Below are 16,143 nucleotides of genomic sequence, written 5' to 3' on the forward strand. Positions count from 1 at the left end.
TTACTCCGCTGCAATCTTGGAAAGCTGTGCACGACGTTTAGCCAGCGCAAAATCAAGATCACGGCTGACCAGACGTTCGACACCAGCACCCGCATCAGCCAATGTTTGACGATATGTTGTGATGGAACGTGCAAAGACGTTATAGATAACCACGGCAGGAATAGCGGCAACAAGACCAATTGCCGTTGCAAGCAATGCTTCCGCAATACCAGGTGCTACTACCGCCAGATTGGTTGTTTGTGATTCCGAAATGCTGATGAAGGAGTTCATGATACCCCAAACAGTACCAAACAAACCGACAAATGGCGCGACCGAACCAATGGTTGCCAAAGCGCCGGTACCTTTGGAAAGTCTGCGACCAGCAGCAGCTTCAATACGTGACAATCTGGAAGCAACACGTTCCTTGACACCCTCACCGCCCGCAAGAACGACAGCTGGGGCACTTGCTTCCACTTCATCTTGTGCTGCATGAACCAGAATCGCACCAGGGCTCTTTTCACTGGCAAGGGTACGGGCTGCATCAGCAAGCGATGCTGAATGACCAATGGTTTTCATCACCTTTTTCAGCTTACGTCGTGCAATGGCCAATTCAAGGGATTTAGCAATCCATACAGTCCATGTCAGCAAGGATGCAAGAGCCAAACCAACCATCACTGTTTTAACAATGATATCAGCTGCCATAAACATGCCCATAGGCGAAAGATCCTGCGGCAGCGTATGATCACGCTCCTGCGCTGGCTCATCTCCGGAAGCAGGTGCAGCCTGAATCGGCGTCACATCTGCAGGTGTTGCCTGCGGAGTAACATCAGTCTGGATATTTCCCTGTGCAGGCTCGGTGGCCGATGGCTGCGCTGAATTATTTTCAGACGGCGCACCAGATGCAGCGGGGGATGCAGGCGTATTTGTTGGTGCCGCTGCAGGCTCTGATGTTGCAGGAGCAACGGGCGCTGCAGGCGCAGCCGATGGCTGTGACGGAGCTTCTTGGGTCGCAGCTGGCTGTGCAGGAGCTGTTTGAACTGGCGCCGGAGTTTCAGTATTTCCGGATGAGCTAGAAGGGGTTTCCTGCGCGAAAGCCTGACCGCTCAACAGCGGCGAGCTCGCAATACCAGCGGCTAGTAATATAAAACCAAACTGCTGCATTGCGTGTTTAATGGTTACAGACACAGGAACCCTCATTAATCTTAGCTGAACACTTAGTTTCATCCCCTGCCTTTCAGCCGCACCGGATAACAGAGCTCTAAAGACAGTTATTGCCCCTTAATAGTCCCCAATAACATGATTATGCAAGTCATGTTTTGGTTTATGCCCTAATTAAAATAGATTTATGGGAACTTTTTTGTCATGACGACATTAACTAAAAGAGTAATAAAGCACTTATTCCTCATATAGTATATGTTGGCATTCTATTGCCTCATGCTAACAATAAAGAGTTTATTCATTTATGGAGGCCAAAACATGGCACGTGCAGCAGATAAGGTCACCCAGAAAGTTGAAGAAATGACAGATGTCGGCAGTACCGATCTTCAGGAACAGATTGAACAGCTCAAGCAGGATATTGCATCCATTGCAGCAACAATCTCCCAACTGGGGCAACAAAAACTCCGCGATGCCAAGCGTGATGCTTCGCAAGTCTATGCAGACGCGGTAGAACATGGTGAAACGACCATGAGCGAGCTGAAGTCATGCGCACAAAATATTGAAGACCAATTGCTGGAAACCGTACGCGAGCGTCCGATTGCATCTCTCGCAACGGCTGTTGGTGTCGGCTATCTGCTTGCAATCTTGCGTCGCTGATCATGCTGCGTTTATTGTCGCCCTTAATCATATCCATGTTTAAGCAAGAATTATGTGAAACCACGCAACAGGCCAAACGCGGGTTCATCACCTGTGCTATCATCGGCATATTTGCGGCAATTGGTTTCGTCTTTCTCTTGCTTGCAGGTTTTATCTATCTGTCAACACTCGGCAGTCCACTTGCCGCTGCTCTCATCATGGCAGCAGGTGCTTTTATAGTAGCATTGGTGGCATGGCTCATTATCAAAAGTGTTAATGCAGCAGCTGAGCGAAAGCGGCGTGAACGCCTCGAAGCCGATAAATCAGCTTTCGTGGCAACTGCATCGCTTGCAGCCGTTGAAGCTGTGCTTAAACGCCCGATATTGGCCGCTGCCTTGCCATTGGCAACTATGGCACTGACTTCATTGCTGCGTGATAAAAAAAACAATGATCGCGCTTGAACCAGCTCGATTATGAAAATATGAAAAAACGGCCATGCCATGGATTTTCCGGCATGGCCGTTTTCATTTATTCGGCAGGCTTCAGGCTCGTAAATTTAATAGTTACCGCTGTGCCGTTTTCATGTTTTTCGGAATAATGTGGTTTGCCCCCGTATTGCTGACTTAACTGCTCAACGACAATGGCCCCAAGACCGGCACATTTCTTTTCGCCGTTCCAGCCATTGCCGTCATCTTTGACAACAAGACAAAACTTGCCATCTTCAGCGGGTTGAAAGCGGATATAAACCTCACCTGCGCTGCGGTTATGAAACGCATGTTTGAGCGAATTGGTGACGAGTTCGCCTAAAATAATCCCGATGGTCGTCACATCGCGCGCATGAAAACTTTGAGATGAAAAATCGGTTTTAAACTTAATTTTATCGCCAAAATTATTCGACTGTTGAATAATATCTTGAACCACAGCATGCAAAAATTCATCAACACGTGCGGTTTCCAGATCCTTGCCCAAACGCAACCGACGGTGCGCAATGGAAATTGTGTGAATACGCGCACGCGCAGAATCCAGAGCTTTACGTGCATCATCATTATCAATTTGGCGCATTTGCAGGCTTAAAAGCGATGATACCTGCGCCAGAGAATTGCCAATCCGGTGATTGCTGTCTTGTAAAAGCACCTCGACACGGCTGCGTTCACGCTCGGCAACCTCCCGCTCCTGTAGCAACTCGGCGGTGCGTTGTTGAACTTTTTGTTCCAATTCTTCATTTTCACTACGCAGCACCATATGGCCTTCATTGAGACGGCGCACTGAACGCTGCAAGCGGCTGAACAACAAGACAACAAGCACCACAGCCGACAAAAGTGCCAGCATTGAAGTAGCAGTCAACATGTTGCGGGTGCGGTCAATTTGTTTATTACGCTCTGCTAGCTGCACACTTTCATCACTTAAAAAAAGCGAGACGACTTTATCAAGTTGTGCCAGAAAGATAGCGGCTTCATCCTGCCGGACTCTATCCAAAGCCTCATCAAGCCGCTTATTTTTGGCCATATCAATTGTATAGCGTACGTCTTGATCAACACGGCCAATCAGATTTTTAATGTCGGTAACACGCGCTGTCTTATCCCGATCATCAACAACAATGCTTTCGATAACATCCAATGTCTCTTGCAGCGAGCGCAACGAAAATTGATAGGAATCGAGATAAGGCTCTTCAAGTGTCAGCAAATAACCTTTGCGGTTAGCCTCGAGATTGAATGCCAGACGCATAAGCATATCTACTTGTTGCGACAACTCATAGCTATGTTTGATATCATCAATTTGCCGGGTTACACCAATCGTCAAATAAACAGTGCTGGTTGCAGATATCAAAACCAGTGCGAGAGAAATGCTGATTGCAGCAACCCGCCATTTCTTTTTTATTTTTTGCTGTATATCTGCTGATAATACTAAAAACACAATCTATGCCAAACAACAGAATTGCTCTTTCACTTACAAGAGCGCACTTATAAAACTTTATCAAGCAGTAAAATTTTAATTCTTTATGAACTTAAGTTTATAAGCGGTATTGTCCATCCGCTAATAAGATTTCATGCAAAACTCTTCATTGTCACATGCGCCGATACCGCATCAGGTCCGTAATCAGCTTGTCCATTGATATCAAGCAGCTCCTGTAGACGCGTTCTGGCACGTGATACGCGGCTTTTCACCGTTCCCACTGCACAGTCACAGATAATCGCAGCTTCTTCATAAGAAAAACCGGAAGCACCAATCAGAATAATTGCTTCACGCTGATCATCAGGTAATAAATTAAGTGCTTTACGAAAATCTTTCATGTCCAATGAGCCATATTGTTCTGGATGAACCGCCAGATTATCACTGAACACGCCGTCGCTATCCTGCACTTCACGCCCGCGTTTGCGCATTTGACTGTAAAATTCATTTCTCAAAATGGTAAAAAGCCAGGCTTTAATATTGGTACCGGATTCAAAACTATCCTGTTTGGCCCAAGCTTTCAAAACCGTATCCTGTACCAAATCATCTGCTTTATCAGTCTGCCCTATCAGAGAAATTGCAAAGGCACGCAAATTTGGTAGCGCCGCCAGAAGGTCTCTTTTAAAAACCGATGCGCTATCAACCATTTGTCAGCTGCCCCCGCTTTGATCTTGTTTATCCTGATACTTTTGTTCGGCAGCATCAAGCTTTTCCAGCAGGTCCAAAAACCTGTCTGGTATGGTTTCATCCTGAATAGAGGCATAAAGTGCGCGCAGTTTGCTGCCAACCTCACAATTAGGTCCTAATTCCTCAACTGCCGAAACGCGCGTTTCTTTTGCCGCATCATCCGTGGCCTGACTTTTTTTAATTATGGTCATAAGCTCTGCTGTTCCGTTTTAATATAAATTTGGCCGCTAATTGAAAATGCCGCAATCATAATCTTTAATGCATGAATAACTTTATTGTTCCCCAAGAAACAAATATTTAATGCAGCATGCGTCTAATAATGCCAATAATACAAGCCTAAATGGCCTTTGAGGAGTCTGATAATGCCCCTTTCTACAAGAATCGCACCTCATCTCCCATATCTGCGCCGTTTTTCCCGTGCACTGACAGGCACACAAACGGCTGGGGATGCTTATGTCGCTTCCACGTTAGAAGCGCTCATTGCAGATGTCGCGCTGTTCCCGGAAACCTCCGCAGATCGTATCGGGCTTTACCGCTTGTTCACCCGATTGTTTAACCAGGCAAACATAAATATTAGTCCCTCCTCCTCCGCTCAAGGATGGGAAAACCGCGCTGCCGCCAATCTGAAGTCTATTGCGCCACGTCCGCGGATGGCTTTTTTGCTGGTTAGCGTTGAAGGCTTCAGTGAAAAAGAGGCAGCCGAAATTCTCGACATTGACGAAACAGAACTCGGCAAACTGCTGAAACAGGCTTCCGAAGAAATCTCCCGTCAGGTGGCCACACGCCTGATGATTATCGAAGATGAACCTTTTATTGCCATGGATCTCGAACAGCTTGTACAAAGCCTTGGTCATGAAGTGGTCGGCATTGCCAGAACCCGTAGCGAAGCGGTAGCGCTCTATGAACGCGAAAAACCGGCTATGGTGCTGGCTGATATCCAATTGGCAGACGGCAGTTCCGGTATTGATGCGGTCAATGACATTTTCAAAAATGACATTATTCCGGTGATTTTCATAACTGCCTTCCCCGAACGTCTTCTGACCGGTGACCGTCCGGAGCCAACTTTTCTCGTCAGTAAACCATTTAATCCGGACATGGTACGCGCGCTTATCAGTCAGGCACTTTTCTTTAACGAACAGACATATGCCGATGTCTGATCAAGTCCGGCGCCGGCTTTCTCCGGCGCCCGGCCACCGTTCTTATATGACAATGGCTGTACACCAATAATCCATTTATTAAAATTTCAAGGAACCAAAGTCTTTTTACTGCGTTTTATAGCCAATGAAACATTTGGGGAATAAAACGGGAAAGGACGTCACTATGTTATATTATACGATGATTTTTCTGGTCATTGCACTTGTGGCAGGTGCGCTGGGTTTTGGCGGCATTGCTGGTGCTTCGGCAGGTATTGCACAAATATTATTTTTTGTATTCCTTGCATTGCTGGTTTTATCGCTGGTTGCAGGCATCATCCGTAAAGTTTAAAAAATTATATAAAAATACACATATTTGCCCCTTTCTATGGAGCAGATAAGTCTTTTTCATCAAGGCAGTGCAATGAGAGCAAATAGTTTCAGCTCAACAGCAAATACAAGTGGAATGACTGCACTTATGAAAGAGGGGGGCACAAGTGAAGGCGTTCAAGTTAAACTCATAGAGCCAAGTGAATTATCCCGACTACGTTCGCTTTCCCGTTCGATGAAAAATGCACGCGTATGCATCCTCTATCAATCAGCGAGCCTCGAATATTTATGGTCGGAAAATCTGCCGCTTATATGGCAAGATAAATGGTTTAATGGTTGTACGGATCAAACACTGATGAGTGAAGCAGCGGCGGCCAGACTGGCAACCGCGCGCGAAGAAGCGATCACCACTGCAACGCCACAAATGGTGGAATTAAACATTCACACCGGTAATTCTTCACGTTGGTATGAATTTTATATTGATTGTGATTATCATGACAATGGTATGCTGGCCGGTGTTCTCACGACAATGGTTGATATCAGTGAATTAAAACGGCGTGAACAGATACTCAAAGCTTTACTGCGGGAAGTGAGCCACCGCTCCAAAAACCTTCTGTCCATCATTCAAAGTGTTGCGGCACAAACCGCCCGCTTTACGGATACGATTGACGGTTTCCTGAACAAATTCCGCGGGCGTATCCAGTCGCTTTCACAGTCTCAGGATTTGGTGACTGATTCCAATTGGCATGGCGCGCTTTTCCGCGACCTCGTCCGCTCACAGGTTGAAAAATATACCCATATCAATGACGGTCGTTTGCACGTCACCGGCGAAAATCCTTATCTATTCCCGGGCGCCGCCTTACATTTAGGTTTGGCTCTGCACGAGTTGATCGTCAATGCCACATCCTATGGCGGTCTTAATCCGCAATCCAAGAATCATGTGACCATTGGCATGAGAGCAGCCAAGACACCGAATGGCGATGATCAGCTCGTCTTTGAATGGCACGAAACGGATTTTTACAGCATCCCCATTGATGAAAGTTCACCGCCGCGTTTTGGCTCTGCTGTTTTAGAGCGCATTATTCCTTCCGTGGTTGATGGCAAAGCGGAATATTTGAAAAATGAATTGGGTGTCACCTATCGTCTGACCATTGCCAAGAATCATTTCGACCTTTGAAAAAGGTTTAATGCCCCTTCGCCCCAACTGAGTGTTAGAACGTCGTATGTCATCAATAATGTGAAAATTTATTTTGCAATTTTACGGCAATAAAGCTCAAGCCGATGGTGAACAATTTCATAACCCAGCTCACGCGCAATCTCTTCTTGCAAGCGCTCGATCTTTTCCGAATGGAATTCCACGACGTCACCACTTTCCATATCAATAATATGGTCATGATGTTCTGAGCCGGCATGTTCGAAGCGTGATGGCCCGCCATTGAAAGCATGCCTGTGGATTGCCCCCTGCTCCTCCAGCAATTTCATGGTGCGATAGACGGTCGACAATGAAATGCTGTTATCAATTTCCACAGCACGTCGGAAAATTTCCAGCGCATCGGGATGATCCTCCGAATCAGAAAGAATATTCAGAATAATCCGTCGCTGACGTGTAATTCTAACGCCTGCCTGCCGAAGCTGCTGTTCGTAATCGTTTGATGTGGTCATTGTGTTCATGGCCGGATTATGCACCGACACGCCGCTTGTTGCAAATATGCTCAAGGGAATATCAAGCACAATATTTTATACAATCTTTTAAATGTGCAAGGTCACACAAAATCTTGTGATAAAAAGTCATGCTTTAATTTAAAGGAAAGAAAATGGTACGCCCAAGGGGAATCGAACCCCTGTTTCCGCCGTGAAAGGGCGGCGTCCTAACCGCTAGACGATGGGCGCACGCGCATCTTGTGATGCTTGTGAGTAAAGTAGCTGCTTCGTTTGAGAGGCAATCACTTGACTGTGACGCCGATATAATCGGCTTATTTTCAAAGCGCAACTGCTTTGGAAAAAATAATCGGAAAAAAATGCATTTTCTTCCGATTATTTTGATTTCTTTGAGTTTTTACACAAGCCGTCGCTCAAAACTCATCATTTTCAGCGGCCAGCTTGCAAAAACGCCTGTTGATTATTCTACATTACCCAAAATCATACGCGCAGCGATGCGTGATTCTTTGAAATCATAGACTATAATTTCCGTCCCGCCGTCAGGAAGCAGGGTTTCAAGCGAAATCATATTGCCGGACAGGCTTTGAGACAGCAATCTTGTGCCCTCTGGCAGCGTAATTTGCGTTTCAATCATCTTGAACGGTTCTTCCGGTACCACAGTAGTCTGTCCAGGAATATCGGAGCGCAGATCCTCTTGCTCCGGCGTGTCAGGCGCTTTATTGATTTTGTAGACAACGGCTGCAAGCACAGCCATAAGACCAATAAGCATAACTCCGATTGAGACAGCCAGTAACCGGATCATCTTGCGCCTCACGCGCTCCATGGCCGGATCAAGTGGTGGCTCCTGATTGGGATCGGGATAATAAGCTTGCTGTTCCTCATATCGTGGATCGTGTTGATTCTGATATCGAGGATAATTTGGATCCTGCATTCAATAACTCCGGTTCATGCACCCATGCCGCGTGATAACGAAGGGACGAGACGATTGAAAGAGATAATTGCCGGAGCAGACGCCGTTGGCAAACGATTAGACCAGTGGCTGAGCGCAGAGCTTGCCCCTGACCTGTCGCGCAACCGCATTCAGGCACTGATTGCCGACGGACGTGTAACCGTAAATGGAACCACAATTCGCGAATCCAAACACAAGTTACGCGAAGATATGGTTGTCACCATCACGCTTGACGAAGTGCAATCAACAAAACCCCAGGCAGAAAATATTCCTCTCGACATTCTCTATGAAGATGACGATGTGCTTGTCATCAACAAACCTGCCGGCCTTGTCGTCCACCCGGGCAGTGGAAACATGACCGGCACCCTGGTCAATGCCTTGATATATCATTGCGGCAATAATCTGTCACAAATTGGCGGTGAGTTGCGTCCGGGCATTGTCCACCGCCTGGATAAAGACACCAGCGGTGTGCTGGTGATTGCCAAAAATGATGAAACGCATCAACATTTATCGGCACAATTTGCTGATCACGGCCTGACCGGTGATCTGGAACGTGCCTATGTGGCGCTTGTCTGGGGCTTGCCGGAGCGTCCGCAAGGCACGATTGAAACCTATCTTGGACGTTCCAGCCGCGACCGCACCAAGCAGGCGGTCGTCAAAGAAGATCGCGAAGACGCACGCTATGCTGTGACCCATTACACAGTGCTGGAACGCTTTGCCGCAAAAGAAGATGCCACAGCGCTTGCCTCTGTCGTCGAATGCCAGTTGGAGACCGGCAGAACCCACCAGATTCGTGTCCACATGACCTATACCGGCACACCAATTGTCGGGGACAATGATTATGGCGGGGCTTTTAAAACCAAAGCCAACAAGCTGCCGGACGATCTGCGCGAAGCGGTGCAGAAATTCCCGCGTCAGGCACTTCATGCCCGTCTGCTCGCCTTTGCCCATCCCGCTGATGAGCGATTGATGCGTTTTGAAGCCCCCTTGCCGGATGACTTTCAAAATCTGATTGATCAATTCCGCAAAGATCAGCACGGTTGATAATTAAAAACTGCCTTCATCCCTTGAAGGCAGTTTTTTTATTCCTACTTGTAAGTATAGTTTACCAAAACATATGGCTTCACCTGTCATATCAAGCAGTGACGTATGAACACTGTTCCCGTCTATTCATCAAAATCAAAAACAATGGAACTTTTGTCAGACGTGAGCGTTAACGAAAGAGTGACAGACTGTGCATTTCTTTTAATCGTTTTTTCGCCTGATTTCAGTCTATACTGTAATCTAAAACCGGTTGGCAATTTGCACCGGTAAGCCGGGCTTGCCAAATGGGAGCCTGCAACCAAGAAGGAGGGTGCTTCATGGCCCAGGTCAATCTTCCAAGTATCACTTCCGGTGACGGTGGACTTACCCGTTATCTCGAAGAAATTCGTCGTTTCCCAATGCTTGAGCCGCAAGAAGAATATATGCTGGCCAAGCGTTATCATGAACATGCCGACCCGAAAGCTGCCCATAGACTGGTCACCAGCCATTTGCGACTGGTTGCCAAAATTGCCATGGGCTATCGTGGTTATGGTTTGCCGATCGGTGAGGTTATCTCCGAAGGCAATGTCGGCCTGATGCAGGCCGTTAAAAAGTTTGAGCCGGAACGTGGTTTCCGTCTTGCCACATATGCGATGTGGTGGATCAAGGCTTCCATTCAGGAATATGTTTTACGCTCGTGGAGCCTTGTCAAAATGGGCACCACCGCCAATCAGAAACGCTTGTTCTTCAACCTGCGTAAAATGAAAAGCAAAATTCAGGCGCTGGATGACGGTGATCTGAACCCTGATCAGGTTGCCCATATTGCTACAAAGCTAAATGTGAGTGAAGAAGAAGTTGTGTCGATGAACCGCCGTTTGTCGGGTGATGCTTCGCTCAACGCGCCGATCCGCGCTTCTGAAGGCGAATCAGGTGAATGGCAGGATTGGCTCGTTGATAACAGCGACAGTCAAGAAACCATGCTGATTGAGCAGGACGAGCTCGAAAACCGTCGTGCGATGCTGGAACAGGCAATGAGCAATCTCAACGAGCGTGAACAGCGTATTTTCTACGCACGTCGTCTGCTTGACGAACCGGTGACACTTGAAGCGCTCTCTGCCGAATTCAACATCAGCCGCGAGCGTGTGCGCCAGATTGAAGTGCGCGCCTTTGAAAAAGTGCAGGAAGCTGTACAAGCAGCAGCACTCAGCCAACATCAGGCTACACAAAATCAGGCGATGGGAGCAATCAGCAATCAGGCTAATGCTTAAAGCCTGACTGTTCTTAAATTTCCGCATATTAAAAAGGCCGCTTTCGCGGCCTTTTATTTTGTCTCAACCCAGCTTGAAAAACCTTACTGGCTTTTCAGCACGTCATTAAAGACCTTCTCACCCGGTACGCCTTTTTCCAGACTCAGCAGCGCGCGGCGGCCATTGCGATAAGTGATCGGAATATCCACCCACTGTAAACGACGCATCAACGACAGATTGGTATCAACAGCAGTACGTGCATCATTGAGTGCTACGATAAAAAAGTTGTCAGCAATCTTCGATGAGATCGCGATCAGCGGATTACCGGCTGCCTGCTCTGTATCCTTGAAGGTGATACGCTGAACATTATCAACGACACCACCAGAGAAATCGTCCGGTACAAAGAACATCATCTCAATCAAATGGCTGGCAGGTAATGATTTGTCCGCATTGCGGCGGATAGTCATCTGCATGCGCATCTGCGTATCGGGAATGGTGACTTCCGCACGGATAGCAGGCTCTTCCGGCTCACCATCACCCGGCGAATCCTGCACCACCGACCAGACAACGCTACCAGACTGTGCCGAGCCATCTTCAGCGCCGGAGCGTTCTTCATAGAAGAATGCTTTTTGTCCGACCGCAACACCTGCACCAGCTTGCTCGGTACCACCGGAACTGACAGGAGCCTGACCGGTCGCTGAATTCTGGTTCAGCGCTGTAGTCGATTTACCTTCGGCCAGATCAGAAGCAACACCACCCGCCGGGCCCTCATCCACTTCCGTGCCATCCGGCAAGAGACGTTGTGTCAGCTTTGGCTCTGGTGCATCCGGCGCTTCAGTGCCGGTGCCGGTCTCGGTACCACCGCCAATATCGGGTGTCTCAGGCTTGTCGGTCGTAGCAGGTGTATCTGTACCGCCTGCAACAGGTGCATCCGGCTCACCACGACCAAGGCTTGAAGCCAGTTCGCTCAACGTGTCTTTATTAACATAGGCTGCATAACCACCGCCACCAATCACAAATGCAGCAATCAAACCAATGATCAAACCTTTATGGGTGCGCTTGTCTTCCAATGCGTCATTGAAAGCGGGTTTACGCGGGGAGCGCGGCTTGGAGCTACTGTCTGCCAAGCGATCTTTATCAAGATCGACATCCGGCAATGAGCCATTGCCTGCAATTGTGTCTTGGTCTTTATCACGATTACCGGCAGTAAAATCAGGAGCGGCGGTTAAAGTCCCCTCATCGCTTTCTGCACTTGATGCGCTTTCGCTTAAGAAGTCCTCAAGCGGATCAGCAGGTTTTGTAATTTCCGGCTCGATCTCAAATTTGGTTTCCGGCTCGATTTCCGGCTCTGGTTCAACAACCGGTGCTGGGGCATAAAATGCTTCGACCTCTTTGATCGAATCTTCCAGCATCTGACGCTGACGTATCGAAACCGATTCAGGCGCATTGGCTGTTACCAGTTTCTGCTCGATCGTCGCGCGTGCTTTTGCATAGACGCGTTGACGCAATTCAGGTGTGGGATCTGCCTGCGCGTCAATCGTCTTCTTTAGTACCGCTACAAAATCTGCCATGCTATCAAGCCCGAACTCTCTGTAAAAGATATGGGATAAACCATCCAATAATCATAATTATTGAACAAAAGCAAAGAGCCGACCATACTTAAACGACAGATAGCCGGATTTTTTTATAGAAAAAGCCCCGTTTCTGTTCTGAAACGGGGCTTTTAATCGAAGTCATGGCTCAATCTTAGTCATGAAACGGATCAGTTACCAGAATAGTATCTTCACGTTCTGGACTTGTTGAAAGCATCGCCACCGGCGCACCGATCAGCTCTTCAATATGACGAACATATTTAACGGCCTGTGCCGGCAGTTCATTCCAGCTGCGCGCACCGGCAGTGGTTTCTGACCAGCCCGGCAATGTTTCATAAATCGGCTTCACACGTGCCTGCGCACCCATCGAAGACGGCAGATAATCAATGCGCTTGCCATCCAGCTCATAGGCTACGCAGATTTTGATTTCATCAAGTCCGTCGAGCACGTCCAGCTTGGTCAATGCAATGCCGGTAATGCCGGAAGTGCGCACTGTCTGACGCACAATCACCGCATCAAACCAGCCACAACGACGCTTACGACCGGTAACAACGCCAAATTCATGGCCTTTTTCACCCAAAAACTGACCGATTTCATCGTCGAGCTCAGTCGGGAAAGGCCCCTCGCCGACACGGGTTGTGTAAGCTTTGGTGATACCCAGAACATAACCGATTGCTGTTGGGCCAAGACCCGAACCAGCAGCAGCCTGACCGGCAACGGTGTTTGATGAAGTCACAAACGGATAGGTACCGTGGTCATTGTCCAAAAGCGCGCCCTGCGCACCTTCAAACAGAATACGATCACCAGCCTTGCGGCGTTCATCCAGCAAGCGCCAGACCTGATCAATATAAGGCAGAATCTGTTCTGAAACTGAAGTCAGTTCTTCCAGAATGGTTTCAACTGCAATTTCTTCCAGTCCCATGCCGCGACGCAGCAAATTGTGGTGCGCCAGCAGGCGTTCGACTTTCGGCTGCAATGTTTCCGGTTCTGCCAGATCGATGACGCGAATCGCACGGCGACCCACTTTATCTTCATAGGCCGGGCCAATACCGCGCTTGGTAGTGCCGATTTTCAGACCTTCGGTCGCGCCTTCACGCATCGCATCCAGATCGCGGTGGATCGACAAGATCAGCGGTGCATTTTCAGCAACGCGCAACACTTCAGGATTGATGTCGACACCCTGTGCACGCAGTTTTTCAATTTCCATAACAAAATGGTGCGGATCAACCACAACACCATTGCCGATAACGCTGAGCTTACCGCGCACAAGCCCTGAAGGCAGCAGCGACAATTTATAGCTCGTGCCATCAATGACGAGCGTATGGCCGGCATTATGGCCACCCTGATAGCGCACGATGACATCAGCACGTTCCGACAGCCAGTCGACGATTTTACCTTTGCCTTCGTCGCCCCATTGCGACCCGACGACAACCACATTTGCCATTGAAGAAACTCCTTGGTCCGGATTTTGCCCGTGAAAAAAGAAATCCAAGGATCAACGCACACTTGGTTTGAACAACAAGGTGCTGATCCCTCGTCTCTATACAGACAGATTAAGAAAAGCGCGACTCTTGATTGCGCTAAATGAAGAAAAAAATCTAAATATTGTCGAGAAGACGCACCATATAATGCGCATCATCCGAATAAGATTTCAGTTTTTGGGCAAGTGCTGCCACATCACGAACAGAAAATCCCTGTCGTTCCCAGAACGGACGCGAGCCGTTGACGGCTACCAGCGCCATGGCGTCAAAGCCATCATTTTGTGCCTGTTGCACCATCAATTTCAATAATTTGGAAGCATTACCGCCGGAGCGCGCCATTTCGGTCAGCGCTACATCATGTAAATAATAGCTCGAAGCATTTTGGGGCAAAACCTGCAATAAAGAGTTTAATACAGGTGCTTCATTCAAAGCCCACGGATGACTGATGCCATAACCGGCAATGTGATTATCAGCTTCCAGCACGAAACAACCTGCCGGATAAAGATCGAATCTATCCTGAAAAACAGAAACATCTTCAGGGAAATCGGGATGAACACTATTCGCGACGTCAGTGACAGCAAACACATCCGTGTCACGCATGTTGCGCCATACAAATTGTTCCATCCCGTCTCTCATTTCTTAATCAGTTTTCTTCAACATTAAATTCCAGCGGACGCGCTGCTTTAATGGCAGGCTGTTCAGCCAGTTCTTCCAGCATTGCCGGCGGAATCGGACCATCAACATAAAGCAATGCAATTGCGTCACCGCCCGGCTTATCGCGTCCCAGAGCAAAGTTTGCAATATTAACTTTATGCTTGCCGCACACTGTACCCAGCAAACCAATCATGCCCGGAATGTCGACATTGGTGACATAAAGCATATCACGACCAACTTCCGCATCCAAATTAATACCCTTAATCTGGATAAAGCGCGGCTTGCCATCAGAGAAGCAAGTACCGGCAATGGAGCGCTCGCGCAATGTGGTTTTAACTGTCAGCTTGATATAGCCGTCAAAGACGCCGGATTTATCACGCTTCACTTCGGAAACAATAATGCCGCGTTCTTTGACCATAATCGGCGCCGAAACCATGTTGACGTCCGATACCTGCGGGCGAATGAGACCAGCCAATGCTGCACTCATCAAAGCACGGGTGTTCATATTGGCAGTCGCACCATCAAACAGGATTTCAACCTCCTGAATAGGTTCGTCGGTCACTTGCCCCACAAAAGCACCAAGCACTTCAGCCAGTTTGACAAAAGGCTTGAGCAACGGTGCTTCTTCTGCTGTAATCGACGGCATGTTGATCGCATTGGTAACAGCGCCCTTGATCAGGTAATCCGACATTTGTTCGGCAACCTGCAAAGCCACATTTTCCTGTGCTTCAGATGTTGAAGCGCCCAAATGAGGAGTGCAAACAACATTCGGCAGGTTGAAAAGTTCGTTTTCGGTTGCAGGCTCAACTTCAAAAACGTCGACACCCGCACCCGCAACCTGACCGGATTTCAATGCTTCGATCAGATCTTTTTCAACAATCAGTCCGCCACGGGCACAATTGACAATGCGTACACCTTTTTTGGTTTTGGCCAGATTTTCCGCATTGATGATATTGCGGGTTTTATCGGTCAGTGGTGTATGCAGCGTGATGAAATCAGCGCGTGCCAGCAATGTGTCGAGATCAACTTTCTCAACGCCCAGCTCTTTCGCCCGGCCTTCCGACAAGAACGGATCAAAAGCCACCACATTCATTTTGAGGCCAATGGCGCGGGTAGCAACAATCGCACCAATATTACCGCAACCAATCACACCCAATGTTTTACCGGTGATTTCAACACCCATAAAACGGTTCTTTTCCCATTTACCTGCGCGTGTCGAAACATCCGCTTCCGGCAATTGGCGGGCAACTGCAAACATCAATGCAATCGCATGTTCCGCAGTGGTGATCGAATTACCAAAAGGCGTATTCATGACAATGATACCACGGCGCGATGCAGCCGGAATATCCACATTATCAACACCAATACCGGCGCGGCCAATCACTTTAAGATTGGTTGCCGCAGCAATCAGTTTTTCCGTCGCTTTGGTGGCGGAACGGATCGCCAGACCATCATACTGGCCGATCACTTCCAGCAGTTTTTCTTTGTCTTTGCCAAGATCAGGCAAATAGTCCACTTCAACGCCGCGATCTTTAAAGATCTGAACAGCAGTTGGTGATAATTTATCAGATACCAATACGCGCGGTGCCATCATGGCCTCCATCACTGAATTTTTGCAAATAAGGAAATGTGAGAAAAAGCGGTGATGATAAAAGTCCCAACTCA

The 16,143-nt window shown here is 48.1% G+C and carries 17 protein-coding genes and 1 tRNA gene; 7 read left to right on the forward strand and 11 right to left on the reverse strand.

Going from position 1 to position 16,143, the window contains the following annotated elements; genetic code table 11:
* Positions 1 to 1,140, reverse strand: coding sequence for a tonB-system energizer ExbB (exbB, locus tag JNC77_RS10465; protein WP_374832454.1), 1,140 nt, complete (start codon positions 1,138 to 1,140; stop codon positions 1 to 3).
* 315 nt (positions 1,141 to 1,455) lie between these two features.
* Between exbB and JNC77_RS10470 the strand changes: the two genes are divergently transcribed.
* Together JNC77_RS10470 and JNC77_RS10475 are read left to right on the forward strand one after the other, a co-directional pair.
* Entirely contained in the window at positions 1,456 to 1,794 is a 339-nt protein-coding gene (locus tag JNC77_RS10470; protein WP_374832206.1) for an ElaB/YgaM/YqjD family protein, read from the forward strand.
* A 2-nt stretch (positions 1,795 to 1,796) separates the two neighbouring features.
* Positions 1,797 to 2,234, forward strand: coding sequence for a phage holin family protein (locus JNC77_RS10475; protein WP_374832208.1), 438 nt, complete (start codon positions 1,797 to 1,799; stop codon positions 2,232 to 2,234).
* 67 nt (positions 2,235 to 2,301) lie between these two features.
* On the opposite strand, the gene JNC77_RS10480 is transcribed toward JNC77_RS10475, so the two are convergent.
* From JNC77_RS10480 to JNC77_RS10490, 3 genes are all read right to left on the reverse strand, one after another.
* Entirely contained in the window at positions 2,302 to 3,687 is a 1,386-nt protein-coding gene (locus JNC77_RS10480; RefSeq protein ID WP_374832210.1) for a sensor histidine kinase, read from the reverse strand.
* A 131-nt stretch (positions 3,688 to 3,818) separates the two neighbouring features.
* Positions 3,819 to 4,370 carry an RNA polymerase sigma factor gene (locus tag JNC77_RS10485; protein WP_374832212.1) on the reverse strand — a complete coding sequence of 184 codons (552 nt, stop codon included), beginning with the start codon at positions 4,368 to 4,370 and terminating at the stop codon, positions 3,819 to 3,821.
* A 3-nt stretch (positions 4,371 to 4,373) separates the two neighbouring features.
* The gene (locus JNC77_RS10490; protein WP_374832214.1) at positions 4,374 to 4,601 is read right to left on the reverse strand and encodes a NepR family anti-sigma factor; all 228 of its coding nucleotides are present in this window, start codon (positions 4,599 to 4,601) and stop codon (positions 4,374 to 4,376) included.
* A gap of 171 nt (positions 4,602 to 4,772) precedes the next feature.
* Between JNC77_RS10490 and JNC77_RS10495 the strand changes: the two genes are divergently transcribed.
* The 3 genes from JNC77_RS10495 (at position 4,773) to JNC77_RS10505 (ending at position 7,050) form a co-directional block, all read left to right on the forward strand.
* Positions 4,773 to 5,567, forward strand: coding sequence for a response regulator (locus JNC77_RS10495; RefSeq protein WP_374832216.1), 795 nt, complete (start codon positions 4,773 to 4,775; stop codon positions 5,565 to 5,567).
* Between the two features lie 163 nt (positions 5,568 to 5,730).
* A complete protein-coding gene (locus JNC77_RS10500) occupies positions 5,731 to 5,895 on the forward strand; it encodes a DUF1328 domain-containing protein (RefSeq protein WP_374832218.1) in 165 nt (54 codons plus the stop codon).
* Between the two features lie 213 nt (positions 5,896 to 6,108).
* Positions 6,109 to 7,050 carry a PAS domain-containing sensor histidine kinase gene (locus JNC77_RS10505; RefSeq protein ID WP_374832456.1) on the forward strand — a complete coding sequence of 314 codons (942 nt, stop codon included), beginning with the start codon at positions 6,109 to 6,111 and terminating at the stop codon, positions 7,048 to 7,050.
* Positions 7,051 to 7,118: 68 nt separating this feature from the next.
* Here the strand turns inward: JNC77_RS10505 and JNC77_RS10510 are convergent, their stop codons facing one another.
* From JNC77_RS10510 to JNC77_RS10520, 3 genes are all read right to left on the reverse strand, one after another.
* A complete protein-coding gene (locus JNC77_RS10510) occupies positions 7,119 to 7,544 on the reverse strand; it encodes a Fur family transcriptional regulator (RefSeq protein ID WP_374832458.1) in 426 nt (141 codons plus the stop codon).
* Positions 7,545 to 7,688: 144 nt separating this feature from the next.
* Positions 7,689 to 7,763: transfer RNA gene (locus JNC77_RS10515), tRNA-Glu, on the reverse strand.
* A 229-nt stretch (positions 7,764 to 7,992) separates the two neighbouring features.
* Positions 7,993 to 8,463: a hypothetical protein gene (locus JNC77_RS10520; protein ID WP_374832220.1), complete on the reverse strand. Its 471-nt coding sequence runs from the start codon at positions 8,461 to 8,463 to the stop codon at positions 7,993 to 7,995.
* A gap of 24 nt (positions 8,464 to 8,487) precedes the next feature.
* Between JNC77_RS10520 and JNC77_RS10525 the strand changes: the two genes are divergently transcribed.
* Both JNC77_RS10525 and rpoH read left to right on the forward strand, forming a co-directional pair.
* The gene (locus JNC77_RS10525) at positions 8,488 to 9,525 is read left to right on the forward strand and encodes an RluA family pseudouridine synthase (RefSeq protein ID WP_374832222.1); all 1,038 of its coding nucleotides are present in this window, start codon (positions 8,488 to 8,490) and stop codon (positions 9,523 to 9,525) included.
* 317 nt (positions 9,526 to 9,842) lie between these two features.
* Complete coding sequence (gene rpoH / locus JNC77_RS10530) at positions 9,843 to 10,772, forward strand: RNA polymerase sigma factor RpoH (protein ID WP_374832224.1); 930 nt, start codon at positions 9,843 to 9,845, stop codon at positions 10,770 to 10,772.
* Positions 10,773 to 10,855: 83 nt separating this feature from the next.
* Here the strand turns inward: rpoH and JNC77_RS10535 are convergent, their stop codons facing one another.
* The 4 genes from JNC77_RS10535 to serA all read right to left on the reverse strand — a co-directional run bounded on the left by JNC77_RS10535 (position 10,856) and on the right by serA (position 16,069).
* On the reverse strand, positions 10,856 to 12,322 hold the full coding sequence (locus JNC77_RS10535; protein ID WP_374832226.1) for a transcriptional regulator: 1,467 nt from the start codon (positions 12,320 to 12,322) through the stop codon (positions 10,856 to 10,858).
* 175 nt (positions 12,323 to 12,497) lie between these two features.
* A complete protein-coding gene (locus tag JNC77_RS10540; protein WP_374832228.1) occupies positions 12,498 to 13,787 on the reverse strand; it encodes an adenylosuccinate synthase in 1,290 nt (429 codons plus the stop codon).
* Between the two features lie 154 nt (positions 13,788 to 13,941).
* Positions 13,942 to 14,460 (reverse strand): GNAT family N-acetyltransferase, encoded by a 519-nt coding sequence (locus tag JNC77_RS10545; protein ID WP_374832230.1) that lies wholly within the window; start codon positions 14,458 to 14,460, stop codon positions 13,942 to 13,944.
* Positions 14,461 to 14,467: 7 nt separating this feature from the next.
* Positions 14,468 to 16,069 carry a phosphoglycerate dehydrogenase gene (gene serA, locus JNC77_RS10550; RefSeq protein WP_374832232.1) on the reverse strand — a complete coding sequence of 534 codons (1,602 nt, stop codon included), beginning with the start codon at positions 16,067 to 16,069 and terminating at the stop codon, positions 14,468 to 14,470.
* Positions 16,070 to 16,143 lie beyond the last annotated feature (74 nt).

It is taken from the genome of Paenochrobactrum pullorum (genome assembly GCF_041929845.1).
Lineage (GTDB): Bacteria > Pseudomonadota > Alphaproteobacteria > Rhizobiales > Rhizobiaceae > Paenochrobactrum > Paenochrobactrum pullorum.